The following is a 24,364-nucleotide window of genomic DNA, read 5'->3' as shown; positions in this document are numbered from 1 at the left end:
TTTTTTATTTTCTTCACTAATATCAGATTTTAATTTATCAAAAAATTTCGCATCATTCCCATATCCTCATGTTCCAAATTGTGGCAGTGATAGAGAAAAAGCCCTTTAAAATTCTCAAACCTCATAATGATTTTGACTCGCATGCCTGGCATTAACAAAACGGTATCATGCCAACCTTCTTTTATAAAGCCGTCTTTAACAGCATCCCATAACTCAGGATCAACGTCATCAACAATATATTCCAAAACGTTAAATTGAAGCTGATGCAAGTGAATGGGATGAGCCATTTGCATCCGATTACCCATACCGCCCCGGCCCATTTCATCTCTATTCATCATTCCCCCATTACCCATCATGCCACGGCCTTCAGAATCGTCATTTGGGTGACCTTCACTACCCATCATCATTTCTCCATTCTCATTTATAAGCTCCCACACTTCGGTGGTGTTAAGCTTAACTTTTTCCTCCTCACTTACACCTGTTGTTTCCCAGGTGCGGCCGTTAATTGTCCATTCCATATGAGACATTGCAAAAGTGAATTGTCGTGGATTAGTTGCGTAAATTGCATCAGAAGCCTTTAAGTAATTATCCCCTGCCAGTTTATCCGGCAGTTTATAACGGTTACTGCCATTGCTGCTAATTTTTATCTTAAACACATCATATACGCTTCCCTGAGGTAATGAGCTTTCATCGCCGTTCATCATTTCCCCCCCCATCATTCCACCACTCATCGCCTCCACCAGGGGGAAAGATTGATTTTCCATGGTTAATTCCGCGCCCTGTGATATATCGGTTAAATCCAACCAAACATCTACCCTTTTAGCGGGCCCCAGCATCAAATAGGGCAAATTTTTCGGCTCATTTAATAAACTTCCATCGACACCAAAAACCGTTACCTTTCTTCCATCAGACCATCCCAATTTGAAAATCCTTGAGTTAGAGCCATTAAGTAGCCTCAATCTGTAACTACAGCCGGCTTTCAGGTCCAATGTCTGGTTAGCGTTTCCATTGACCAAAATCTGACTCCCCAAAAATCCCCTCATCCTATCCCTCCTGCTTTCGACATATACCAGCTGATTATCATTGTCAAAACTGCGATCCTGTATCACCACGGGAACGTCAAATTCTTGAGCTGGAAGATTTAGGCTTTGCTCTTCCTCATCTGTTACCAATAAAAGACCTGCCAGGCCATTATAAACCTGAGGACCTGTGCGGCCATGTGGGTGGGGATGATACCAATAGGTACCTGCTCGATTTAAAATTTCAAATTCATAAACATAAGTTTCCCCGGTCTCAATTACATCTTTTGGGTGCCCATCATACTCTTCAGGTACGTGCATACCATGCCAGTGAACAATTGTTTCCTCCGGCAAACTATTAGTAAATCTAATCCGTATTTTTTGTCCTTTTCTTACCTTTATAGTCGGACCCAAATAGCTTCCTTCTACCTCTTCGAGTACATTTTCATCACCTTTGATTAACCTTCCTTGAAAATGCCAGACATTGGTTTCGCTGCCTGGAAGTATAGCCATCCTGCTCTGCACTGCAGTTAGCTCCAGATCAATATCAGGCTCAAAGGATTTAGTTGCCTCAGTACTTCCTTTCGATCTGTTGCTATTGTCACAGGAAGACAATATGGGCCATCCCATCACCAGGGCTGCGCCAGAACCTGCTTTGGAAATAAATTTTCTTCTGTCAATTTTCGAAAGATCAACCATTTTTTTGTTTAACTTTTTGCGTAAAAATTTCAAGTACTGCGTTCCAATGCAGCTTTCTTTTTCCTGAACTCAAATCATTATCTTCTCGGGAATTCATTAAAGGCCTTTGCCCTAACCTCGGCTCATATACGGCCAATACGATTCGCATCAGGGGGTGGTATAGTTTAAAATCAGGCAAAAACCGAACCATTATTATTGAAGCCGAGGAACGGCCGGTCTAAACTGGAACATCAGGAATGCCCAGCGCTGGTCCTACACCGCAGCAGGTTAAGTATGCCAACAGAAACTGGAAACCTAAGAACGTGGAATTTCACAGATGGGACTTGTTTAAATCCCTGGGTTATCTCATCCTTCATCACCCTTCGATTCATTTTATCAGGCACACTAAAAGTTAAACAAATAAAATTTGTTTTTTCAGTAAATTTATTATACTTTCCTTTTATAGTCGCGAATTAAAATACAATTAAATTTTAATTGGTAGGGATCAAGCCTGAAAGTTTACCAATTCTTTCCGCCCCTCATTCAAAACTTTCCTGAGCAGATTAATAGCGCCAACGAATAATACCTACCCATTCCGGACCTCAACAAACCGGTGAATCGCAAGGGAGTAAAAGTTTGGCAGGAAGGGGTAAACAGATAATTAAAGGAAAAAATATGAAACGAATTTCGCTCATTTTCCTGATTCCCCTGCTACTTTTGGCTATTCTGTTTCTTGCCTTCCCATCCCCCATAACTGCGCAGACAGATGCATTTAGCTTTGAACGGTTTTCCACCGAAAATGGCTTGCCCAGTAATTCCATTCTGGACATTGCCCAGGACCACCAAGGATATATGTGGCTGGCAACGGAAGATGGGTTGGTGCGATACGATGGCTACGAGTTGCGAGGCTATAGCAACATTCCCGGTGATACTTCTTCATTATCCCAAAATCGGGTTGAAAAATTGTTTGTTGATTTTAAAGGGGATTTATGGGTTGGCTCTAAATCTGATCTTGACCGATACAATCCGGCCTGCGATTGCTTCATCCGATATTCTTCTAACCCTTCGGCCCCAGCCAATGAACAGGTTGGACAAATCAATTCCTTTACCGAAGATCCGGACCATAACCTTTGGATTGGCACCCAAAATGGAGGGTTATTTCGCTATGAACGGGAATGCGACCAGTTTACCCGTTTTTTGAACGATCCAACCGATTCGGTAAACCTGCTTGAAGATGAGGTACGGGTCCTGGAAGCTGATCGAAACCATCAGCTTTGGATCGGCACCGGTGAACCGTTTGATGCCCATCGCACCGGAGGAGGTCTGATCCGTATGGATATACAGACGGGTAGCACCAAACGCTATTTGCATAATCCGGAAAATCCAAACAGCCTTATTGATAATCGAATTAGCGCACTTTTTGAGGATCGCGATGGCAAACTATGGGTTGGTTCCTGCCAAAGTGGTCTTCACTATTTCGACCCGGATACAGAGGAGTTTATTCGGATGTTACCCGATCCTTCCAACCTGTACGCCCCCCAGGGGGAGATGGGCTTATGGTCCTCCTGTCCGCATGTGAAAATTATTCACCAAGATCCTAATGGAGAGTTTTGGGTGGGTACCTATAATGGAGGACTAAACCATTATGATCCAGTCAACCAAAAATTGACCTTCTATACCCATGACCCTGCCGACCCTGAAAGTCTTGGTTCCAACCAGGTCTGGTCATTTTTGCAAGACAGTCAAGATCGATTATGGATAGGTAATTTACCAGGAGGGCTGCATAAGTTGGATCCCTCTCTAAATAAATTCACTATCTATTCGCATGAACCTGAAAACCCAACAAGTCTTTCCTATGATCATGTCATGGGGGTATACGAAGCGCCGAGCCAACCCGGAGTTATCTGGTTGGGAACCAGAGGTGGTGGATTGAACAGGCAGGATTTAAAAACGAAGGAATTTCATCATTTTCGTCATGTTCCGAACGAAAAACAAAGCATTAGTAGTGATATCGTGTGGACTACCTATGAGGAAAGTGATGGAACATTTTGGGTAGGCACGGAAGCCGGAGTAGACATCTTTGATCGCCAAAAAGGACAATTTGTACCGTATAAGCTGATGGAAGACAATACTACCCGTACTCTCTCGGATCCTGTGATTCGTATGCACGTGGATGGGAAAGGCAGGATGTGGCTCGGAACCTGGAGTGGAGGAATCATCCGGTTATCGAAAGACAAGCAATCATTTAAGAGATATCATTTCTCAGATAACAGTCCCCAATCCTATTATAATAGCGTCTTCGATATCCACGAGGACATAAAAGGGACTTTGTGGGTGGGTATTTTTCAGGGAGGCCTGTTTCGGTACGATGCCGCAACGGACCGTTTTTTACCTCATCTGGAAAAATATGGGGTAACCTGCATGCTGGAAGAATCACCGGATACTTTTTGGATTGGAACAACAAGCAACGGCTTGCTCCATTATAATACCGTGACCCATGAACTCGAACAGTATACCACGGAAGACGGCTTGTCAAGCAATACTATCAATGGAATTCTGGAAGATGAAAAGGAAAATTACTGGCTTTCTACCGGCAATGGAATTGTGCGCTTTGATCCAAAAAACCTGGACTTTACAAATTATGATGCTTCAGACGGCCTTTCCATTACCAGTTTTAATCATACGGGTGCTTTTAAAAGTGCGGATGGTCAGCTTTTTTTTGGTGGCGATGGCGGCTTGGTATCCTTTTATCCGCATAAAATAGCAGGAAACCCATACCCTCCCGAGGTGGTCCTGAATGGTATACAAGTTTCCGGAAAACCGTTTGACTGGTCCTCAAATAAAGGAAATACGGGAAAAAAACTTACACTCTCCCACTTACAAAATGATTTAACTTTTGATTACGTCGGGCTTCATTACACCGACCCATCAAAAAATCGATATAAATACAGAATGCTCCCCTATGATTCGGAATGGATAGAAGCTGGTGAACAACGAACCGCCAGGTATACCAATCTGGATGCCGGGAAGTATACCTTTCAGGTAATCGCTAGTAGTAGTGACGGGCTGTGGAGCGAAAAAGGCGCTTCCCTACAATTCACTATCCTGCCCCCCTGGTGGACCCGGTGGTGGGCCTACACCCTTTTTATCATTATACTGTTGTTACTATTCCGATGGTTTTACAAATTTAAAGTCTCCCGAAAACTGGCAGTAGCGGAAAGCAGGCGGCTAACCGAAATAGATCATTTTAAAAGCAATCTTTACACCAATATTACCCATGAGTTCCGTACCCCACTGACGGTTATTCTCGGTCTCACGGATACCCTCCGATCGAAAGCAGGGAACCACCGGTGGGAAGATACCGATCAGCGACTGGAAATGATTCAAAGAAACGGCAAAAACCTCTTGCAATTGGTCAATAAAATGCTCGATTTGGCTAAGCTTGAAAGTGGACATCTGGAACTGGAAATGCTGCAAAAGGACGTGGTTCCTTTTATCAAATACATCTGTGAAAGTTTTGAATCCATGGCCCGGGAAAAACAAATTAAGCTGGATGTTGATGCGCAGGTGGGTCAATTGGTCATGGATTTTGACCCTGCTAAACTCGCAATGATCGTTTCAAACCTCCTGTCGAACGCTATAAAATTTACTCCTGATCATGGTCAGATAACTATTCACCTTACCCAGATCTTCGGGTCAGTCACAAGATGTTTTACATTAATAGTTAACGATAATGGTAAAGGACTTCAGCAAGAGGAAATCCCTTACGTTTTCGACCGTTTTTATCAGGCAGACCAATCTTCGACCCGGCATTCAGAGGGAACAGGTATTGGTCTTGCGCTGACTAAAGATCTGGTGGAATTGATGGGGGGAACAATAAAAGTTGAAAGTCACGCTGGAATGGGTAGTACATTTACTGTCCACCTACCCATTACCTTGGCTGCCCCTAAAGCCACCGAGCAAGACCTTAGCCAATTCTTTCAACCCTCCCTACCCTATGCCCTAAAAGATATCGATGAAAAGGCCCAAGACCTGGATTTACCGCTGGTCCTCATCATTGAGGACAACCTGGATGTGGCCAATTATTTGAAAATGGCGTTGAAGAATAAATACCATTGTCTTCATGCGTTGAATGGACAAACCGGACTGGAATTGGCTTATGCACATATTCCGGACATCATCATTTGTGATGTCATGATGCCCGGAATGGATGGTTTTGAAGTCTGCGCCACGCTCAAAGCCGATAAGCGCAGTGACCATATTCCGATTATTATGTTGACCGCCCTGGCAGAAAAGGAGGCCCGGCTGACCGGACTTTCCAAAGGGGCAGATGCCTACCTGGCGAAACCATTTGATAAAACAGAATTATTGATCCGTCTGGAAAAATTGCTGGAGACCCGGAAGCGGCTTCAACAAAAGTACAGTCGGCGCTTCCTAAGCAGTGAGCCCGGCTATGAGCCTATCAGTTCTTCCATCGAAAGTTTCTTGGTGAAAGTCGAAAGGGTCATCTTAGAACACCTGGGAGAAGAGGATTTTTCAGTAGATCACCTCGCTGATGCCATTTCTCTGAGTCGGTCGCAAGTACATCGGAAAATAAAAGCCATCACCGGATACTCCACCTCCATCTACATTCGCATGATCCGCCTTGAAAAGGCAAAAGAACTGCTCACTGTGGAGAACCTTACCATTGCAGAAGTAGCCTATCGGGTAGGCTTTAAATCGCCGGTTTATTTTTCTCAGATATTCAGGAAAACGTTTGGGGAAAGCCCTACTGAAAGCCGCAACTAACTCATTTTTTGTCCTTTGCAACAATATCGAAAGGAGTTGCAACAATACCGAAAGCAGCTGTGAGCTGTAATCCATAGCTTTGAAACGTACAATTCATGTGGGCAACGAGCCTAATGCACCTGATCCGCCAGGTCTTGCCTAGAAAAATCGGTACAGGCCTTTAATTAAAATTAGAAATTGATTCTTTTCACCTGGTAAGTTTAGATCCAACAGGCTTGATTCCACATTGCTTTATTGTACGAATCTATTTATAAACCATAACCAAATCAACCATGAAAACCCCAGTAAAAAATTCCCGAAGAAAATTTATAGGAGCTCTGGCCACCGGTGCCACTGCAGGTCTCTCTGCTTTTTCCAGTCCGCTAATGATTGGAGACAAAATGGATACAAAAGTCCTCCATGAAGCAGATGCCTGGTTCGATGGCGTCAAGGGGGATCAACGGGTAGTATATGATGCTCCTGAACCAAATGCCGGATTTCCCTTTATTTGGTCCTGGGTTTTTTACCAGACCAACAACCAGACCGGCCTATCCGATGATGAAATGACAGCCATGGTTGTCTTGCGACACAATGCCATTCCTTTTGCTTTAAATGACCAATTGTGGGAAAAATATCCCCTGGGAGAAATGTTTAACATTGTGGATAACAACACCGGTGCTCCATCCCAACGTAATCCTTTTTTTATACCTCAAGACGGTGATTATCCCATGCCGGGTATCGATGGAATGAAAAAACTGCATGACAGGGGGGCCATGTTTTGTGTCTGCGACATGGCCTTAACGGTGTATAGTGGTATGGCTGCACAACAATTGGAAATGGACCCTGAAGCCGTAAAAGCAGACTGGTCCAGAGGAGTATTGCCGGAGGTTCAGATTGTTCCGTCCGGGGTATGGGCACTCTCCCGTGCACATCAAAAAAACTGCGCATACATTTATGCCGGAGGTTAAAATTGATTTCCTGATTAATCCTAATGTTCAAAAAGATGAAAAAAATCATTCTGTTTTGCCCCTTGTTTATTCTAAGCCTTGGGCTCTGGGCACAATCCCCACCGGTAAAAGTGGTGTTTGATATTACCAGTAAAGATGAAGCCACGCATCAGGCCACGCTCAGGCATGTAGGCATGATGGCTGCCAACTATCCCGACTCGGAATTTGAAGTAGTGGTCTATGCCGGTGCTTATCCCATGGTACTTAAAGAATCCTCTGCTGTGGCCAAGGAAATCCAACAGTTTGAAGGCAACGAACGGGTGACTTTCGTGGTTTGTGAAGCCACGCTGAAAAGGCATCAAATCAACTCCTCTCAATTGTTGGCAGGCGTAAAAACGGTGCCGGATGGTATCCTGGAAATCGTCACCAAACAAGGAGAAGGTTGGGGATATATCAAAGAAGCGCATTATTAAATAAAAGGAAAAATCAATCCAATATGGAGGAAAAAAAGCTGGACAAATGGCTTCGACAATTGACCTTGTCGGTCAACCTTTTGGTCATAGGAATTTTGGGCTCAACCCTCCTCTTGCTAGGCCATGCCTTAGGTATTTTCCCTTTGGAAAGTCAGGAAATTCCTCGTATGGACAGATCAGAAAATTCGGCATCCAAGATTTCGTCCACAGGAGTTTGGCAAGCACCACAGTTGGCAAGTCTTCCTTCCAATCAGGAAGGAGACTTGATCCGATATGGTCATGAGTTGATTGCCCATACGGCGGTGTACCTGGGACCAAAAGGTAAGGTGAGGCAAATCAGCAATGGAATGAATTGCCAGAATTGTCATCTAAAAGGAGGTACGGTGGCCTATGGGAATAATTATGGTGCCGTGGCTTCAAAATATCCGGTATTCCGCAATCGCTCAGGAATCACCGAAGGGTATGAGAAAAGGGTAAATGATTGCATAGAGAGAAGCCTGAATGGAAAACCACTCGATCCTGATAGCCGGGAAATGAAAGCCATGGTGGCTTATATGAAATGGTTGGGCAAAGATGTAACAAACGGACAATCCAATAAGGGATTCGGCCTGTTGGATCTTCCCCTACTCGAGGAAGCGGCTGATCCAGTTAAAGGAAAAGCAGTCTATGAGGCCTATTGTACCAGGTGTCATGGGGAGGATGGAAAGGGAATTTTGGCGGAAAATGGCTTGGAATACACCTATCCTCCCCTATTTGGAGAAAATAGCTACAATACAGGAGCTGGTCTATACCGGCTATCGCGGTTTGCGGCATTTGTGAAAGCCAATATGCCCTACGGGGTAACCTTTGATAATCCCTTCCTGACCGATGAAGAAGCCTGGAATGTGGCCGCTTTTGTCAACTCCATGCCAAGACCTGAAAAGGACCTTAGCAGGGATTGGCCTGATCTTTCCAAAAAGCCATTTGATCATCCCTTCGGACCATATACAGACAGTTTTCCTGAAATTCAACATAAATACGGGCCGTTTGGCCCATTACTATCGGCTAATAAGTAACCTGTTATCGACTGTAATTTCAAATCCGGATCAAATTCAATCATGGAAATTCTGGGCTACTTTTTTTTATTTTTTGTCGGATTGACCCTGGGGATTTTGGGCTCCGGGGGATCCATACTGGCCGTCCCTATTTTGGTTTACCTATTTTCCATGGATGCGGTGTTGGCCTCGGCTTACTCCCTGTTTATTGTTGGGATAACCAGCCTGGTGGGAACAGCCCTGAATTACCAGGCGCAGCTGGTAAATATAAAAACGGGGTCCATTTTTGGCATTCCTTCCATTTTATCTATTTTTCTGATGCGGAAATGGATTGTTCCTGCTATTCCTGATAAGATACTTCAAATAGAGACCTTTAGCCTTTCAAAAAACACCTTTATTCTTGGCGTATTTGCCTTTCTAATGATACTGGCTTCACTAAAAATGATCTACGGACGAACTTTGAATAAGGGAAATGAAAGAAAATCATCCGTTTTTTCACTGGTATTTTTCGGCTTGTTGTCTGGATTAATCACCGGCCTGGTGGGTGTAGGCGGTGGATTCCTGATTATCCCCATACTGGGGTTTCTTACTAAAACACCGCTTAAAACAGCGATTGGTACGACACTATTTATAGTAGCCAGTAATTCCCTTATAGGATTTTTGGGGGATGTGCTCAATTATTCCATACACTGGAAATTCCTTTTAGGGATAACCGGTCTTGCTATCTCAGGAATTTTCGTGGGCAGTCGGATTGTAAAAGGAATTCCCACAATAAGTTTACAAAGGTCATTCGGTTGGTTTACCCTGATGGTCGGAACCTTAATAGTAATCCAAGAATTTATTATGGATAGTTGAAGAAATCGTAAGCATTTTATTTGTCGTCAAATCAATGCCCTATGCTGAAAATTGACCTGGTGGATAAGGTTGAGCCGGAAAACAAAATAATATACCTTTTAAGAAAAGCTGCCCTGCCTACAATAAACTAGATTTGTGATGTAACCCTTATCAATCACTTAACATTTGGGATCATGCAGAATCTATTCCTGGAAAGCAACCGCTCCATGAGCAGGGAAAACAAAAGCACTGGCACCAACCATAAGCGATTAAGTTTTTTGGGAAAAGCGGATAGGGCCATTCTTGAACACCTGGAGGAAGAGGACTTCAGCGTAAATCGGCTGGCAAGTGCGATTTGTCTGAGTCGTTCACAGGTGCATCGTAAAATAAAAGCCATCACCGGATTGTCCACTTCCATCTACATCCGAATGATACGCCTTCAAAAAGCAAAAGAATTGTTGACTGTTGAGGAGCTTACCATTTCAGAGATAGCCTATCGGGTAGGATTCAAGTCTCCCGTCTATTTTTCCCAAATTTTTAAGAAAACCTTTGGCAAAAGTCCCACGGAAAGTCGGAGTAAAATGATTTCTTCCTTGTTGGGACACTAATGTTAATTGAACATTCAAGTTTACCACAAGGCGACGTGTGTGGCGAAGGAATGCACCACCATGAACCCCACTTAACGGTAATCCTAACTGATGCAAAAGTTCAAATAACCCCCGAAAATGGGGAATCTCAGGTCGTTGAAGTAAAATCAGGAACATCCCTGTGGTTTGAATCCGAAACGCATTCCGTGATAAACAAAGGGGATAAGCTTACAAAAATGGTATTGGTTTATTTGAAGGAATGATAAAAATATTTATTGTTTTCAGCAAAGACCTCAATGGTAATGACCGTTGGGGTTTCCCTAACCCCGCTCTTTTCGCAAGACGTACACGGAAAAAACCGTCGAGGTCGCAAAGACCTCAACGGTTATGACCGCTGGGGTTTCCCTAACCCCGGCGGTCTTTTACGAGAACAATATTTGTATTTTCAACATCACTTTACCTTATATCGGGAAAGAAAAAGCCTAGTCTGGGAAAGTATTCGTGTCCATTCATACTGTTTAAATTTTTTTATACTATACTATTTGCTAAAATGAATATATTATTCTAAAAAAAGTAGGTACCTCAAATAATGAACTCATGAAAACCGTATTCTCTATTATTTTGATTTTGTTGGCATCCATCGTGTATGCCCAATCACCAGAAGAAACAGCTATCAAAAGCACACTTTCCGCCGAAACCACCGCTTATATGAACAGGGACTACGATGCCTGGGCCGCCCATTGGGATGGCAGCAGGGAGGTATCGTTCCTGGTCACCAATATGGAAATGAGAGCCAACAGCTGGGAGGAAATTAGCAAGGCCATGAAAGCCGATATGGAGGCCAACTCCACTCCGATCCCGGCGACCCTGGAAACCACCGATTTTGACATATCGGTTTCAGGAAACCAGGCTTTTGTGGTCTATGTGCAAACCATGAAATTTGACGGACAGGAAAATAAAACATATGAAATACGGAATCTTCGAAAGATCAATGGGCAATGGAAACTGGCTGCTATGATTTCAAGTAGTATTGGTGGGGAATAAAAACATTTCCGTAAATAGTTACCCTAGTCCTGTCCTGGAACCCTATAAACCAATAATGAAGGAAGGAGCGCCTTGCAAACGAACTCCTTTCCTTTTATATTTCATTTCCCCATTTAACCTGCGTGTTATCTGGAAGTTTTTGCCCAAATAAACGTAAATGAGCCATCATCAGACAAAGTAAAAGTGTTGCCTTTTTCATAGTTTAAAGATTTAGTAAATAGATTTAATAAAGAATTGAATTATAATAAATGATTAAAAACATACGAATAACCCCTGGCGGATATTGGTTTTCTGCCATTTTCTGAAAAGGGAATGGATCCTTTTGACGGATTGGTAATTAGTTTCATAGCTGTCCTGCTAAAAGTTTAAAAAACATTTTAAAAAATAGTTTGAAAAAATGAAGCCCAGCTAACGAAACCAATTACTCCACCTTCAACCGGATAAATGCCAGTTCATCCTCCCTATTCTCAAAAATCCAAATTTCCCCATCAATAACGAAATGCTTTTTTGCGGGTTATCTCCAATTCAGGCACCAAGGCCTGCAACCCTAGCAGCCAAACCTATTAATCCAAGCATAGGAGGATTATTTGTTTAGCCAATTCAACGAATTATTCTGCCATCCCCTGGTTTACTATTGCGATTTGTTACGATCGCAAAAATGATCTAACAGGAAAAAGGAGTCATATAAGCGACGCTCTCCGAGCAAAACCCATTTTCAATCATAGAATCTTTGCTTTCTATAAGGTATTTCAATTTGATTTTTAGGGGGCGATGGGTATCTTGTCGGTGTTTTATTCCGATCCATGACCACCAACACCCCAAACCTGCGTACCGAAGTCTTAGCCGGCCTGAGTACCTTTCTGGCCGCATTTTACATTATCATTGTCAATCCTGCCATCCTTTCGGATGCGGGCATGCCCTTTGGAGCTGTGGTGACGGCCACGGTGCTGGTTGCTGGCTTTGGCAGTCTGATGATGGGGCTCTATGCCAAAAACCCCATTGTGGTCGCCCCGGGAATGGGTATTAATGCCTTTTTTACCTACTCGGCGGTAATCCAATACGGCCTGACTTATCAGGAAGCCCTGGGTACGGTATTCTGGTCGGGCGTTATCTTCCTGCTCTTGTCGTTTTTCAAAACCCGGGAAAAGATCATTCAATCCATACCCGAAGCATTGAGGCACGCTGTTTCTGCCGGAATAGGCTTGTTTATCTGCTTTATTGGGTTTCAGAACGCCCATTTTATTGTTTCCAGTCCTGCCACCTTAGTCGCAATGACTAGTTTCAGGGATCCGGTGACCTTGACCTTTCTGGCCGGATTGCTGCTGACAGGAGGATTGATCGCCAGAAAGGTAACCGGTGCGATTGTTATTGGAATTCTTTTCACCACTTTCCTGGCCTGGCCTGTGGGCCGTTGGTGGGGGGATGCCTCACTGATCAATTTTGGCTCCCCTACCCTGGTCAACTATACCGGGCTGTTTTCCATGCCGGATTTCAGTCTACTTGGAGAAGCTGCCATTCTCGGTTCCCTGCAATATGCCTATATCCCTGTCATCTTCGTTTTTACCTTCACCATACTTTTTGATGGCATCTCTACCTTTGTGGGGCTTGCCGAGGCTTCCGGTCTGAAAGATCCCGACGGGACACCTCAAAACATGCGCAAATCCCTGCTTACCGATGCCTGCGCCACCCTTTTTGCAGGATTGGTTGGAAGCAGCTCGGGAACAGCCTTTATCGAATCGGCGGTAGGAATCGAGGCTGGGGGGCGAACCGGAACCACCGCCGTTACAGCCGGATTGTTGTTTCTCCCCTTTATGTTTTTCTCACCGCTTCTTTCCATCATACCGCCCGTGGCAAGTTCCATTGCCCTGGTGCTGGTGGGTTCCTTTATGATGATTCCCCTGGTGCAGATCCGCTGGCGCAAGGCCGATGAAGCCATTCCCTGCTTTCTTACACTCGTATTAATCCCGTTTACCTATAGCCTGTCTACGGGCATTTCTTTCGGGTTTATTAGTTGGACCGTATTGAAACTTCTAAGTGGAAAGCGGAAAGAGATCAATCCAATTTTAGCTATCATCACTGTCTTTTCCCTCTTCTTTCTATGGATTTAAAAAAGCTACTGACCGCAATTCTATTCCTGCTTCTTTTCTTGCCGGCTTATTCCCAGCGAATGGCCATTATGGGCGCGATGGATCAAGAGATTTCTATCCTGGTGGAAGCATTGGATAAGCCGAAGGTAACCGCTATTGGGGGTATCGATTTTTATACGGGCCAACTAAAGGAAAAAAAGGTAGTGATCTTAAAAGCTGGGATCGGCAAAGTAAATGCCGCCTATAGCACGGCTGTTCTCACGCAAAATTTTAACCTGGAAGGGTTGATTTTTACCGGTGTGGCCGGAGGCCTGCATCCGGAGGCTTTGCCCGGAGACATTGTCATCGGAACAGCAATGGTTCAAGTAGACTTTGGCCTGTTGGATTCGGAGGGATTTACTCCGTGGAATTTTAAAGACCTGTCCGGTGAGCCATACAGTGAACTGTTATTAAATGCTGACTCCTCACTGATACAGCTCAGCCTGCAGGCTTCGAAATTGGCTGAATACCAACTGATCTCTAATCGAAAACCTCGGATCTTTCAGGGAATCATCAGCACCTCCGACCTATTTGTTAGCGATCCGGTAAAGGCAGATTGGCTGTACTCGGAATTCAATAGCCTGGCCACTGAAATGGAAGGGGCTGCGGTGGCCCACGTCTGCCGATTACTTGGGCTTCCTTTTGTGGTAATAAGAAGCTGCAGTGATAATGCAAATACCGATGCACACATCAACTTCAACGAGTTTGTGGGACCAGCCGCAGCGAACTCGGCCAACCTGGTGCTACGCATGGTCGAATTGATGCCGCATTAGCAGGATCCATCAAGGGTTTTTTAGCTGCCAAAAAGGAACTGTTTTATCCCAATGGGTCATTCTTCAAGGAGCAAACAGAGCGACCTTATTGGTTGGTTTTAGGAAGGAGGGGATACCCTTTTGGCCCATTTCCCGCTTTCCACAACAGCATTTTCCGGTGAATTAATCAAATAAGCCAAGCCTTTTGAACGATATATTTAAGTTATCCGTCCGCATTCGCTCTGGTCTTATGAAAGTGCCTCCGGAGGTGGATCCTTCCGCCGGAATTTGTCTTCCGGTAGCGGAATAAACGTATCTTGATCATCCGGAGGCAAAACGATTCTCCCCTGCGTCCAGTCTTCCTTGGCCTGCTCAATTCGATCTTTCCGGCTACTCACAAAATTCCACCAGATAAAGCGTTCACCTACTGGTTCCCCGCCCAGTAACATGATCGTAGAATCTTCCACTGCCTTTACGCTCGCCTGTTCGTTTTTTCCGAAAAACAGCAACTGCCCCATTTCATAGACCTGACTGCCCAATTCCACGCTACCCTTAGCGATATACAGACCACGTTCTTCGTATCCCTCCGGCACGTTCAACCTGTGTCCCTTTTGAAGTTCCACATGTAAATAGAACAAGGGAGAGTGAGTAGGCACATTGCTCTTCAAACCGTAGGCCTCCCCTGCTATCTGCCGCATCCAAAGCCCTTTTTCCTCGAATACAGGCAAGCGATCTTTTTGGTAATTGAAGAAAGTAGGGTCAGATTCCTCGTCTTTTTCGGGCAAGGCCACCCAGGTTTGAATCATTTCAAGTTGCCCTCCGGCCAAAACCGCCGGATCTTCAAAGCGCTCACTATGAGCGATCCCTTTTCCGGCTGTCATCCAGTTGACTTCCCCGGGTTCGATGACCTGCTTTACGCCCAGGCTGTCCCGGTGAGTGACGTTTCCTTTAAACAAATAGCTGACGGTGGATAAGCCAATGTGCGGATGGGGCAGCACGTCCATGTCCGGGCCCTTTTCGGTACTGAGCCGGACCGGGCCGGCATGGTCCATGAAAATAAAAGGGCCCACCATGCGGCGCATGCGAAAGGGTAGTATCCGGTTGACCATCAGTCCCGGACCGATGGCAGCTTTTCGAGCATTAATGACGATTTCGGGCATAATTGGCTAAAACCACTCGGGGATTTGTCTTAATTAATAATATTTTCCTATCCATTTTATTTTTGAAGGATCCGACAGGTTGGTTATTTTTACCTTGGAAGGAAACGAAGCCATTTGTCCATTTTCTGTTTGATAAACCTCCTCAATCTGGTATTCCACCCAATTAAAACCGGGTTTTAACTCCAATTGATACGCATAGGTAACATCAACATTCGTATCTGCATCTACAAATTTGGAAGTAGTACACATGGCCGAAACAGTCAGTTCATCCTCCAGGTAAAGTACTTCCCAAAACGTTCCTTTAACCGCCGGATGATAGGCTTCATCTTCCAGCCAGGGAATGAGGTTTTCGTCAGATACCAAAAAGACGGTTCCGGCCCATTGCCCTTTCTGAATAAGCCGGACATAGTCTACCCGTGCAGCCGGTACATCCTGATTTTCCCCAAAATCATCTCTATCGCCACACCTGAAGTGAAAATTAAAAAACAACTCACTCATAAACATGGATTTAACATCCTGTGGCACATTATGGGCATCTTTATCCCCCAATTCAATGGACAAAACACCTTTTTTATCCACCTGCCCGGCTGTAATCGAATGATCCAAGCCAAATGGCATGAGTACCATGTCCATGGTTTTTTTGGGGTGAGATGGAATTTCTCCCTGAATTCCCTGTGCCCATGCAACCGTTCCTGCCACTGTTGCCAGAAATGTGAGTAGCATTGCTTTCATTATTGAGACGCTTTTATAATTAATTTATGGTATTATGTAAGCAGAAATAACTGAATGATTATTGTTAAAACCTTTAGGGGAAATCAACAATTCTTCCGCCGCAAACCAATGAATCGCATTTTTATAAAATACCTTGTCTACCACCTCTTTGGGCAAGTGTAGGCCCCGAAACGGTTCGTTGATCAGGTCGCTTTCCATCTCGTTATCGCTCACAAAAAATTCCCAATCCCGCTTCCAGGCGGCGTCCATGGCCGCATGCAAGGCTTCCTCCGTACGGCTACCGTTATCTGACAGGTCGGTGGCGTACAATAAGCGGTCCTGATATCGGATAAAGAATTCCCGCACTTTTTCCCTGTCTTCAGCCGTTTGGTAGAAGACCTGCCCCATCCGCGCCGCTAAATCCACCGCCATGTTGGGAAAGCGGTCGAGCGTCTTTGCCAGCTCGTCTACATCGTATTCCAAACTACCCATATGGGCACCGACAAATTTCAGGTCAGGATGTTTTGCCAACATGTTGTCCCTGCGTTCGATCAGCTCCTCATGGCTGGGCATTTCGGGCTGCAGGTACATGTGGTATTCGGGATGATTTCCATAATAGTTACGGTCGTTTTTGGTAGTCATTTCCTCTAATGGAAGCCAGCAATTTTTGGGCTCTGCCAGGTGCCCCATCAGCGTCTTACCCTGTTGGCGAATGTGATCAAAGATGGGATCAAAACGGGCATCGTCAATCTGAATCAGGTTTCCGGCCGTATCCCGCGAAACCATGCCTATATTTTTCCATACCTTCACTCCCAATGCTCCCTGTTCAAAGCAACTGTCTAACCAGTGGATCACCTTTTCCTCCCAATCCGGACTGTCCCAATCGGATACCGCAAAAGCGGTCACATTGGCTACTGTTTCCGGATGGGCATTTTCCTGTTGCCGGCCGTAGGAAAATTTCCGGTACACATCATTCCAGCCCTCCGTATATTCCAAGGCTACATTGATCAGTCGAAACCCATCCGATGTAGCTTTTTCTACGAAGAGCTCGCGATCGGTTTCCATATGTACATGCACATCCATTTTCGGAACGGAAGGATAATCATCCACCGAATAATGATCGGAATCGGTCCCGCAGGCCATTCCTAGAAGCATAAAAAATACAAGGACCACATATCCGGTCAGGGGCAAGTCTATTTTCATAAGTAAATTGGTTTCCATTTCAAATTAGTACATTATAAACAAGGATGATAGGGAAACCAGAAAAATTTATTTTTGCGGTAAGCAGTTTATTATAAAAATGCGCTACTTTGGTACTTGCTTTTCGTTCCCAGCTGGTTTACCAGGGATCGAATCGCTTGAAAATAGCATTGAACAAAACCATTACTCATACATGATTGGCAAATACCTGAATTATTTTTCCCTGCTTTTTCTATTTGCTGCCTGCCAGCAGCAGGAATTGCAAAAACCAGTTTTTGACATCTCACCTGAAGGGCTCCTAGACCCAAAAAGAACGGAAGCTCCCTATCCACAGATAGAAATCCCTGAGGGGATAGATATGGAGTCCCCCCGCTGGAAGGGCATTGACTTGACTCCCGCGGCACCGGTCATCCCCTTGTCAGCGCTGGAAGAACAAAAAACCTTTCGCCTACAACCCGGTTTCCACATGGAACCGATTTTGGCGGAACCCCATATACAGGAACCGGCAGCCATTCAATTTGATGGCAATGGGAGAATGTATGTGTTGGAGCTCCGAACCTACATGCAGGACATAGATGCTACGGGAGAATTGATGCCGGCAGGCCGTATTTCCCGCTGGGAGGATACCGATGATGATGGCATCTACGAAACGGGGGTTGTCTTTTTGGATAGCCTCGTATTTCCACGCTTTGTGGTTCCATTTGGACCCAATACCATTTTGTCCATGGAATCCAATGAGGATCACGTCTACAAATACACGGATACCAATAATGACGGCAAGGCCGATACCAAGGAACTTTTTGCCACCGGCCTGGGTCGTTCCGGCAATGTGGAACACCAGACCAGCTTTCTGACCTGGACCATGGACAATTGGATGTACAGCACCTACAATTCGCGACGCATCCGCTGGACACCGGACGGAGTCATTCAGGAACCCACTGGCAATCCCTATGGACAATGGGGCGTCACCCAGGATAATTACGGACAAGTCTGGTTTCAGGACGGTGCCGGAGGGGTGCCCCAAAACTTTAACTTTCCCATTGTGTATGGCAATTTCAGGGTGGAAGGGCAGTTTCAGGAGGGCTTCCGCGAGCCGTTTAGCCTGGTCGCATTGGCGGATTTTGAACCAGGCATGCGGGAGACAAAGCCCGACGGCTCATTAAACAACGTCACCGGAGCCGCAGGAAATGATGTGTTCCGTGGTGACCGGCTTCCTGAAGCGTTGGTCAACCAATATTTTTATGGAGAACCCGTTGCCCGTATCGTACGGCAGGTCCGGTCCGACAAGTCAGAAGGATTGACCTACATTCAAAACCCTTACCGGGATCAGGAAACAGAGTTTATTCAATCTACAGACCCCTTATTCCGGCCGGTAGACATGGCAACAGCACCCGACGGCACCATGTATATCGTAGACATGTACCGGGGCATCATTCAGGAAGGTAATTGGACCCAGGAAGGAAGCTACCTGCGCACAAAAATTCAGCAATACCAGATGGACGACATTATAGGCAATGGCCGTATCTGGAGGCTGACCCATGAAGACCACCCCCGAAGTACCGAAAAACCACGCATGTTTGAAGAATCTGCCAGTGAACTGGTGCAGCACCTGAGCCATCCCAATGGCTGGTGGCGGGACAAGGCCCAGCAACTGCTGATCCTGCGACAGGATCGCTCGGTGGTGCCGGAACTGGAAGATATGGCCCGGAACCATGCGCATGAACTGGCCCGCATACACGCCTTTTGGACTTTGGAAGGATTGGGATCTTTAAAAGCCGAATTGGTCCGGGAATGGATGCAGGATGCCAATCCGAATTTACAGATACAGGCATTGCGGGCAGGTGAAAGCCTGTATAAATTTGGCGATAAAAGTTTGGAGGCCGACTATAAGGAAATGATGGATCATCCGGATCCTCAGGTTACCGTCCAAGCATTGCTAAGTGCCTATGTCCTCGATTTCGAAGATGTGGAAGAAATAATGCAAGAAGCATTGGCCAACACACAGGTGAAGGGAGTGCAAACCGTAGCACAGCAAGCCCTGGATAAAATAGCTGCTGCCCGGGAAAGAGCCGCCACACAATATACTGCTGAAGAAAGAGTTCTTTTTGACGAAGGAAAATCCATTTTTGACAGTTATTGCGCCACCTGCCATGGGGTAAAAGGGTTGGGAACGCCTACCGGGGGAGCTGGTGGTGAACTCATTGCTCCCGGTTTTTCGGGATCCCCACGAATTCAGGGTCACCCCGAATATGCCGTCAAAACCTTATTACATGGGCTAACCGGTGCTATTGAAGGAAAAGAATACGAGGGAGTTATGATTGCCATGGGCGAAAACACGGACGAGTGGATTGCCTCGGTAGTCTCCTACGTCCGCAATGATTTTGGCAATCAGGGAAGTTTTATCAGTCCGGAATACGTAGCACAAATCAGGGAAGCCACCCGGGATCGGGATAGCAATTATTCCTATGATGCTTTGGTAGCGGAAGTTCCCAAACAATTGTTTCCGCAGGACAACTGGCAGGTAAGTGCCAGCAGTACCGCCTTGCAGGGCGTGGGTTCTACCCGGGATCCGGGATATGCTTTTGGCTTCAAGGGCTGGAAAACAGAAGAAGCACAAAAACCGGGCATGTGGTTTCAGGTAGTGCTTCCCCAAGCCCAAATGCTGGCGGAAATCCAGTTTGATTCCGGGGGGGAGCAATTTCCGGGTAGCTATGCCGTGGAAGTATCGGCCGAAGGAAAGGAATGGAGAGAAGTGGCTACCGGTACCGGAGAAAAAGGAATTAATGGTATCCGCTGGGAGGATAATACGCCGGTATCCCAGGTTCGACTAGTACTCAAGGAGGCAGGGGATCAGCCCTGGGCCATGAAGAACCTCCGATTATATGCGCGATAAAAAGGCAGCAGGCAGAAAGTGGTTGCGATGCAGTCACCCATTCCGGAAGCAACTGCCTGGGGCAGAAAAATGGGCCTACCCGATTTTTCTGATCTGTTTGATTTGGTTTACCCCGGGATTCACCGAGGCCCAAATTCTAAAACAGCCCATTCCGGATAAAACGGTAGTATTGACATTTGACGATGCACCCGCCAGCCATTATTCCCATGTGGCACCGCTGCTGAAGGAAAAGGGCTTTGGCGCTACCTTTTTTGTCTGCGAATTTCCGCCCAATCACGCGGACAGCAGCAAGTACATGAACTGGCGGCAGATGCAGGCCCTGGACCGGATGGGATTTGAAGTTGCCAATCATACGCATACCCATGCCGGGGTAGGGAAACTTCCCAAGGAAGAAATCCGCCAACAAATAGAATACATTGAAGAAAAAATGGATTCCCTGGATATGGTGCAGCCTATCAGCTTTGCTTATCCCGGGTACAGTATGAGTGAAACGGTGTTGACGGTACTGAGGGAGAAGAACTACCAGATTGCCCGTGCAGGGGGCAGCCGAGTTTACGACCCCTTAGCCGATCATCCCTACCTCCTACCCAGCTGGGCTACAGATGATACGAATGAAGCAACGATTTTCGATGCGTTGAAGAAAGCCAAAGATGGGAAGGTAGTCATTTTAACCATTCATGGGGTCCCAGACCTGGAACATCCCTGGGTAAACACCTCACCGGAACGATTTGCCCGGTACCTGGACTTTCTGAGTAAGGAAGGATACCAGGTGCTTTCTTTAAAGGACCTGGGGGCGTACATTGATTTTGAAGTAGCTTTTCGGTTGCTGGAAGCAGATCTCCATAAACCTCTAAGAAATTAAGCGGGATTAAACGTGGCGTTTAGTTCTTCCATACCAATGAGGTTTTGAGGACTCGATTGACTGAAATCAGTAATCTCTTTCATGGTTAGGCCAGGAGAATGTTCCATCTCAATTTTTGGCCAAGCTGGAGGTGAAAAAATCCAATTACCACTAGCATCCCTCCTATGACTCCTTTTCGACGAAAAGGTATTATTGCTAAAACCTGGGACAAATTTATTCCAGGGCAAGTTCCTGCCCTGGCATTACTTATATTAAGTAGGACTTTCTGGTCAGTGGATGCTATTTGTGGCAAAAAAGGCTGCTCACAAACTGGATTTCTGACCATTGGGTTGGCCATAACTGAATGCACGCATAACCGAAATAATAAAAAAACAGTACCTTTATACTATCCTGAAATCTCCATAAAGAATATGAAAGCACTTTTAATTACCCTTACCCTCCTTTCTCTCGCAGTATTATCCTTTGGACAAAGCCCCGAAGGTGAAACCCAATCGGATAGCCTGATGATTACCATCTTTATGAAACACCATCAGGATAAAAATATCGAAGAGCTTAAGGAAATCAGGGATAAAAATGGTTTTTTGGAAGATTTTCCGCCCCCCTCCGCCAAAGTGGTCAATTGGTATGTCATGATGGGTATCGGGCAGGTAGTAACGCTTAGAATCCCTGCCAGTGAATTGCGAAACCTGAATATGGCCGTTGAAAAAAGTGTCTGGGGGGCATTTTCTACGGAATTTTACCCAACGTATGACCTGTATCCCCACATTCAACAGGCAAAAGAAGAATTAAAGGCCAGCCAAAAAGAATAAACCGAATACCTTTCGGATTTCAGTCCTGATGAAATACCTGCTACAGATAGCTGGTTTTCAATTCATCCTGCAGTAAAATTTCATGTTGGCTCGATTCGCTAAAATCCAAAATCTCCTTCATTTCCAGCTTATTGCCTAGGGCGTGTTCAATGTTTGGCCATGGTGGCGGGGTGAATATCCAGTTTCCTGCGGCATCTTGCATGTGGCCCCTGTCAGAAAAAAAGCAATCGGCAAAATGGCTTGCGGTAAAGCATTTAAAAAGCGGCGCTGTGGCCTCATGCAAATTCCCCGATTGAAATGTTTGGTTGAAATAGGTGCCCAGATCTGACGGGAAATCAAGGGTAGAATCAAAATCGTATACCCACCACCGGCCGTTCTCCCTTGCTATAAGTACCACATGGTAATCCCACCAAACCGGATTTCTTTCTGGAAGGGGGTGATGAGCCCACAAAGGGCAATTCTTACTTACATTGGAAATGACCAGTACTTTTTTATCCAGGGTTTGCAAATCCGGATGCTTGCACAATTGCCATATATTTTCCTCGCAATAATTTTTGGTGTACTTATAATTGGTTTTCTCCATTGGAAGGGCAAAGCTAAAACAAAATGAGGGGAGAACGCCTGAATGTGCCAGGGATTTTTGGGGAATCAATTTTATAACCCATCATTTGGTTTTATAATACGCCTTTTCCTTGATCCCCTGTTTTAAAATTTTCATTTTTACCTAAAAACCATCGAATTTGGATGATGAAGAATAAAATCTGCCTGGTTACAGGTGCCAATACCGGAATTGGACTCGCGACAGCAATAGCCCTTTGCATGAAAGGTGCACGGGTGATCGTTGCCAGTCGCAGCAAGGAAAAGGCAATGGGTACGATGGAGGCCATTCGGGAAGAATTGCCCCATGCAGAGCTGGATTATGCCCTGGCTGATTTGAGTTCGCAAAAGCAAATCCGCGAGATGGCTGCCGTCCTCAAAAACACCTATTCCAACCTGGATGTACTGATCAATAATGCCGGGGCCTGGTTTTCTGAATTCGGCCTTACCGAAGATGGTATTGAACGACAATGGGCTATTAACCACCTGGCCCCTTTTCTGTTGACGCAACAACTTTTGCCCCTGCTGTCTCAGGCTGAGGATCCCCGTATTATTACGGTAAGTTCGGATTCCCACTTTCACGGAAAAATTCACTTCGATGATGTAAACCTCAGCCAAAACTACCATGGCTTACGCGCCTATGCCCAATCAAAGCTGGCAAATGTCTTGTTTACCCGGGAATTTGAACGGAGAAAAACGGTACCAAAACTGAGCTCCTATGCGGTTCAGCCAGGACTGGTAAAAACCGATATCGGACTTAAGCATACGCTGAGCCTGCATGGGCTTGCCTGGAAAATACGAAGGCTTGGGGGCAAGTCTCCCGAAAAAGGGGCAGAAACCTCTGTTTATCTGGCCAGTTCAGAAGAAGTAAGGGGAATTTCAGGTGGGTATTGGGACAAATGCAAGCAAAAAAAACCATCTAATAATGCGGCTTCAAGCAGCGATGCAGCCCGCTTATGGGAGTTAAGCAAGGAAATGTGCGGGATTGACACCTATTTTGAAGGCTAGCATCAATGCGTACTGTATACACGGAACAGCCGTTCCAGCAGGTTCATTTTTAGGGAGGTAGGCACCAGTTTCATCATTCGAACAAGCACCTGATTCAGCTTTCCGGGAATGATGACCGCTTTTCCTCTTAAAAGCCCTTCCATTCCTGATTTGGCCACTTGTTCGGGACTGGCCATTACCCATTTTGCCCGGTTACCATGCGCATCCGCACGCATTAGCGCATCCGGATTGGTCAATACCGGACCAGGGCAAACCACGGTCACCGAGACGGGACCTTTTTTTAGTTCTTCCCTTATTGCCAGGGAAAAGGCATAAACAAAGTTTTTGGTCCCGGTGTAAACCGCTTTGTAGGGCAAGGGTAAGGTTGCCTCCATGCTGCTCATGTTCAAAATATACGACTGGGATTCCTTTTGCAATAAGGGCAAAAAATAATGACACATGAGTACCATGGCCTTATTATTAAGATCCATGATTTGTAGGTATTTTTCCAGCGCAATGTTTTCAAACCTTCCTCCTGCCCCCATGCCGGCATTGTTAATCAGCATTTGAATAGACAACTCCTTATCCAGACAAAACTGATAGAGGCTTTCTACACCGCCATTTTGGGTTAAATCCATAGGGAAAATCAATACGGTCACAGAAAAAGAGCTTTCAAGTTCCCATTTGACTTCCTCTAGTTGGGCATCCGGGAGGGCTACCAATAGAAGATTCATCCCTTTTGCTGCACATTCAAAGGAAAAAGCCTTTCCAATCCCCATACTGGCACCGGTAATGATGGTAAACGCATGCTGCTTCATCTCGTGAAAGTATATAATTTGTTTGGCTTTTAACCGGAATAGGGTTTTGAACCCAGCGAAATTAAA

General features: G+C 45.5%; 19 protein-coding genes. 13 read left to right on the top strand and 6 right to left on the bottom strand.

All coding sequences use genetic code 11. From position 1 onward, the window contains the following. Window positions 1-29 precede the first annotated feature (29 nt). Window positions 30-1,751, bottom strand: coding sequence for a multicopper oxidase family protein (locus GJQ68_RS01490; RefSeq protein ID WP_235940993.1), 1,722 nt, complete (start codon window positions 1,749-1,751; stop codon window positions 30-32). 621 nt (window positions 1,752-2,372) lie between these two features. Between GJQ68_RS01490 and GJQ68_RS01485 the strand changes: the two genes are divergently transcribed. The 9 genes from GJQ68_RS01485 to GJQ68_RS01445 all read left to right on the top strand — a co-directional run bounded on the left by GJQ68_RS01485 (window position 2,373) and on the right by GJQ68_RS01445 (window position 14,282). After that, the gene (locus tag GJQ68_RS01485) at window positions 2,373-6,485 is read left to right on the top strand and encodes a hybrid sensor histidine kinase/response regulator transcription factor (RefSeq protein WP_162415527.1); all 4,113 of its coding nucleotides are present in this window, start codon (window positions 2,373-2,375) and stop codon (window positions 6,483-6,485) included. Between the two features lie 272 nt (window positions 6,486-6,757). Further along, on the top strand, window positions 6,758-7,432 hold the full coding sequence (locus tag GJQ68_RS01480) for a Tat (twin-arginine translocation) pathway signal sequence containing protein (RefSeq protein WP_162415526.1): 675 nt from the start codon (window positions 6,758-6,760) through the stop codon (window positions 7,430-7,432). Between the two features lie 35 nt (window positions 7,433-7,467). Continuing rightward, window positions 7,468-7,884, top strand: a complete 417-nt coding sequence (locus tag GJQ68_RS01475; RefSeq protein ID WP_162415525.1) for a DsrE family protein — start codon at window positions 7,468-7,470, stop codon at window positions 7,882-7,884. Between the two features lie 23 nt (window positions 7,885-7,907). Next, a complete protein-coding gene (locus GJQ68_RS01470) occupies window positions 7,908-8,939 on the top strand; it encodes a c-type cytochrome (protein ID WP_162415524.1) in 1,032 nt (343 codons plus the stop codon). Window positions 8,940-8,981: 42 nt separating this feature from the next. Further along, entirely contained in the window at window positions 8,982-9,773 is a 792-nt protein-coding gene (locus tag GJQ68_RS01465; RefSeq protein WP_162415523.1) for a sulfite exporter TauE/SafE family protein, read from the top strand. Between the two features lie 173 nt (window positions 9,774-9,946). Further along, window positions 9,947-10,360 (top strand): helix-turn-helix domain-containing protein, encoded by a 414-nt coding sequence (locus GJQ68_RS01460; RefSeq protein ID WP_162415522.1) that lies wholly within the window; start codon window positions 9,947-9,949, stop codon window positions 10,358-10,360. Between the two features lie 576 nt (window positions 10,361-10,936). After that, window positions 10,937-11,383, top strand: coding sequence for a YybH family protein (locus GJQ68_RS01455; RefSeq protein ID WP_162415521.1), 447 nt, complete (start codon window positions 10,937-10,939; stop codon window positions 11,381-11,383). Between the two features lie 803 nt (window positions 11,384-12,186). Further along, window positions 12,187-13,491 carry an NCS2 family permease gene (locus tag GJQ68_RS01450; RefSeq protein WP_162415520.1) on the top strand — a complete coding sequence of 435 codons (1,305 nt, stop codon included), beginning with the start codon at window positions 12,187-12,189 and terminating at the stop codon, window positions 13,489-13,491. Beyond that, complete coding sequence (locus tag GJQ68_RS01445) at window positions 13,482-14,282, top strand: 5'-methylthioadenosine/adenosylhomocysteine nucleosidase (RefSeq protein ID WP_162415519.1); 801 nt, start codon at window positions 13,482-13,484, stop codon at window positions 14,280-14,282. The genes GJQ68_RS01450 and GJQ68_RS01445 overlap by 10 nt, the downstream gene beginning before the upstream one ends. Window positions 14,283-14,509: 227 nt before the next feature. Here the strand turns inward: GJQ68_RS01445 and GJQ68_RS01440 are convergent, their stop codons facing one another. From GJQ68_RS01440 to GJQ68_RS01430, 3 genes are read right to left on the bottom strand one after another with little or no spacing between them, the layout of a single operon-like run. Continuing rightward, on the bottom strand, window positions 14,510-15,421 hold the full coding sequence (locus GJQ68_RS01440; RefSeq protein ID WP_162415518.1) for a pirin family protein: 912 nt from the start codon (window positions 15,419-15,421) through the stop codon (window positions 14,510-14,512). A 33-nt stretch (window positions 15,422-15,454) separates the two neighbouring features. Beyond that, a complete protein-coding gene (locus tag GJQ68_RS01435; protein WP_162415517.1) occupies window positions 15,455-16,153 on the bottom strand; it encodes a hypothetical protein in 699 nt (232 codons plus the stop codon). A 24-nt stretch (window positions 16,154-16,177) separates the two neighbouring features. After that, window positions 16,178-17,335, bottom strand: coding sequence for an amidohydrolase family protein (locus tag GJQ68_RS01430; protein WP_235940992.1), 1,158 nt, complete (start codon window positions 17,333-17,335; stop codon window positions 16,178-16,180). A 190-nt stretch (window positions 17,336-17,525) separates the two neighbouring features. Here GJQ68_RS01430 and GJQ68_RS01425 point away from each other — a divergent pair, with 190 nt between their 5' ends. From GJQ68_RS01425 to GJQ68_RS01410, 3 genes are all read left to right on the top strand, one after another. Further along, window positions 17,526-20,225 (top strand): DUF7133 domain-containing protein, encoded by a 2,700-nt coding sequence (locus GJQ68_RS01425; RefSeq protein ID WP_162415515.1) that lies wholly within the window; start codon window positions 17,526-17,528, stop codon window positions 20,223-20,225. Beyond that, the gene (locus GJQ68_RS01420) at window positions 20,215-21,087 is read left to right on the top strand and encodes a polysaccharide deacetylase family protein (RefSeq protein WP_162415514.1); all 873 of its coding nucleotides are present in this window, start codon (window positions 20,215-20,217) and stop codon (window positions 21,085-21,087) included. Before GJQ68_RS01425 ends, GJQ68_RS01420 begins: the two co-directional genes overlap by 11 nt. Window positions 21,088-21,497: 410 nt before the next feature. Continuing rightward, window positions 21,498-21,896: a hypothetical protein gene (locus GJQ68_RS01410; RefSeq protein ID WP_235940991.1), complete on the top strand. Its 399-nt coding sequence runs from the start codon at window positions 21,498-21,500 to the stop codon at window positions 21,894-21,896. A gap of 40 nt (window positions 21,897-21,936) precedes the next feature. Here the strand turns inward: GJQ68_RS01410 and GJQ68_RS01405 are convergent, their stop codons facing one another. After that, window positions 21,937-22,479, bottom strand: a complete 543-nt coding sequence (locus GJQ68_RS01405; protein WP_162415512.1) for a protein N-terminal glutamine amidohydrolase — start codon at window positions 22,477-22,479, stop codon at window positions 21,937-21,939. Between the two features lie 161 nt (window positions 22,480-22,640). Between GJQ68_RS01405 and GJQ68_RS01400 the strand changes: the two genes are divergently transcribed. Continuing rightward, window positions 22,641-23,501: an SDR family NAD(P)-dependent oxidoreductase gene (locus GJQ68_RS01400; RefSeq protein WP_235940990.1), complete on the top strand. Its 861-nt coding sequence runs from the start codon at window positions 22,641-22,643 to the stop codon at window positions 23,499-23,501. 2 nt (window positions 23,502-23,503) lie between these two features. Here GJQ68_RS01400 and GJQ68_RS01395 read toward each other — a convergent pair whose 3' ends face one another. Continuing rightward, window positions 23,504-24,298 (bottom strand): SDR family NAD(P)-dependent oxidoreductase, encoded by a 795-nt coding sequence (locus tag GJQ68_RS01395; protein ID WP_162415511.1) that lies wholly within the window; start codon window positions 24,296-24,298, stop codon window positions 23,504-23,506. Window positions 24,299-24,364 lie beyond the last annotated feature (66 nt).

The sequence above is a fragment of the Cyclobacterium roseum genome, from assembly GCF_010119225.1.
Classification (GTDB): domain Bacteria; phylum Bacteroidota; class Bacteroidia; order Cytophagales; family Cyclobacteriaceae; genus Cyclobacterium; species Cyclobacterium roseum.
The sequence above is the reverse complement of the archived record's forward strand: the minus strand, read 5'-3'. Positions and strand labels throughout refer to the sequence as shown.

Coding starts and splice junctions, on each gene's coding strand:
- GJQ68_RS01450 (WP_162415520.1), top strand. CDS start 12,187: ATGACCACCAACACCCCAAACCTGCGTACCGAAGTCTTAGCCGGCCTG.
- GJQ68_RS01465 (WP_162415523.1), top strand. CDS start 8,982: ATGGAAATTCTGGGCTACTTTTTTTTATTTTTTGTCGGATTGACCCTG.
- GJQ68_RS01410 (WP_235940991.1), top strand. CDS start 21,498: ATGAAAGCACTTTTAATTACCCTTACCCTCCTTTCTCTCGCAGTATTA.
- GJQ68_RS01440 (WP_162415518.1), bottom strand. CDS start 15,421: ATGCCCGAAATCGTCATTAATGCTCGAAAAGCTGCCATCGGTCCGGGA.
- GJQ68_RS01395 (WP_162415511.1), bottom strand. CDS start 24,298: ATGAAGCAGCATGCGTTTACCATCATTACCGGTGCCAGTATGGGGATT.
- GJQ68_RS01475 (WP_162415525.1), top strand. CDS start 7,468: ATGAAAAAAATCATTCTGTTTTGCCCCTTGTTTATTCTAAGCCTTGGG.
- GJQ68_RS01445 (WP_162415519.1), top strand. CDS start 13,482: ATGGATTTAAAAAAGCTACTGACCGCAATTCTATTCCTGCTTCTTTTC.
- GJQ68_RS01470 (WP_162415524.1), top strand. CDS start 7,908: ATGGAGGAAAAAAAGCTGGACAAATGGCTTCGACAATTGACCTTGTCG.
- GJQ68_RS01420 (WP_162415514.1), top strand. CDS start 20,215: ATGCGCGATAAAAAGGCAGCAGGCAGAAAGTGGTTGCGATGCAGTCAC.
- GJQ68_RS01430 (WP_235940992.1), bottom strand. CDS start 17,335: ATGAAAATAGACTTGCCCCTGACCGGATATGTGGTCCTTGTATTTTTT.
- GJQ68_RS01435 (WP_162415517.1), bottom strand. CDS start 16,153: ATGAAAGCAATGCTACTCACATTTCTGGCAACAGTGGCAGGAACGGTT.
- GJQ68_RS01460 (WP_162415522.1), top strand. CDS start 9,947: ATGCAGAATCTATTCCTGGAAAGCAACCGCTCCATGAGCAGGGAAAAC.
- GJQ68_RS01400 (WP_235940990.1), top strand. CDS start 22,641: ATGATGAAGAATAAAATCTGCCTGGTTACAGGTGCCAATACCGGAATT.
- GJQ68_RS01425 (WP_162415515.1), top strand. CDS start 17,526: ATGATTGGCAAATACCTGAATTATTTTTCCCTGCTTTTTCTATTTGCT.
- GJQ68_RS01455 (WP_162415521.1), top strand. CDS start 10,937: ATGAAAACCGTATTCTCTATTATTTTGATTTTGTTGGCATCCATCGTG.
- GJQ68_RS01480 (WP_162415526.1), top strand. CDS start 6,758: ATGAAAACCCCAGTAAAAAATTCCCGAAGAAAATTTATAGGAGCTCTG.
- GJQ68_RS01485 (WP_162415527.1), top strand. CDS start 2,373: ATGAAACGAATTTCGCTCATTTTCCTGATTCCCCTGCTACTTTTGGCT.
- GJQ68_RS01405 (WP_162415512.1), bottom strand. CDS start 22,479: ATGGAGAAAACCAATTATAAGTACACCAAAAATTATTGCGAGGAAAAT.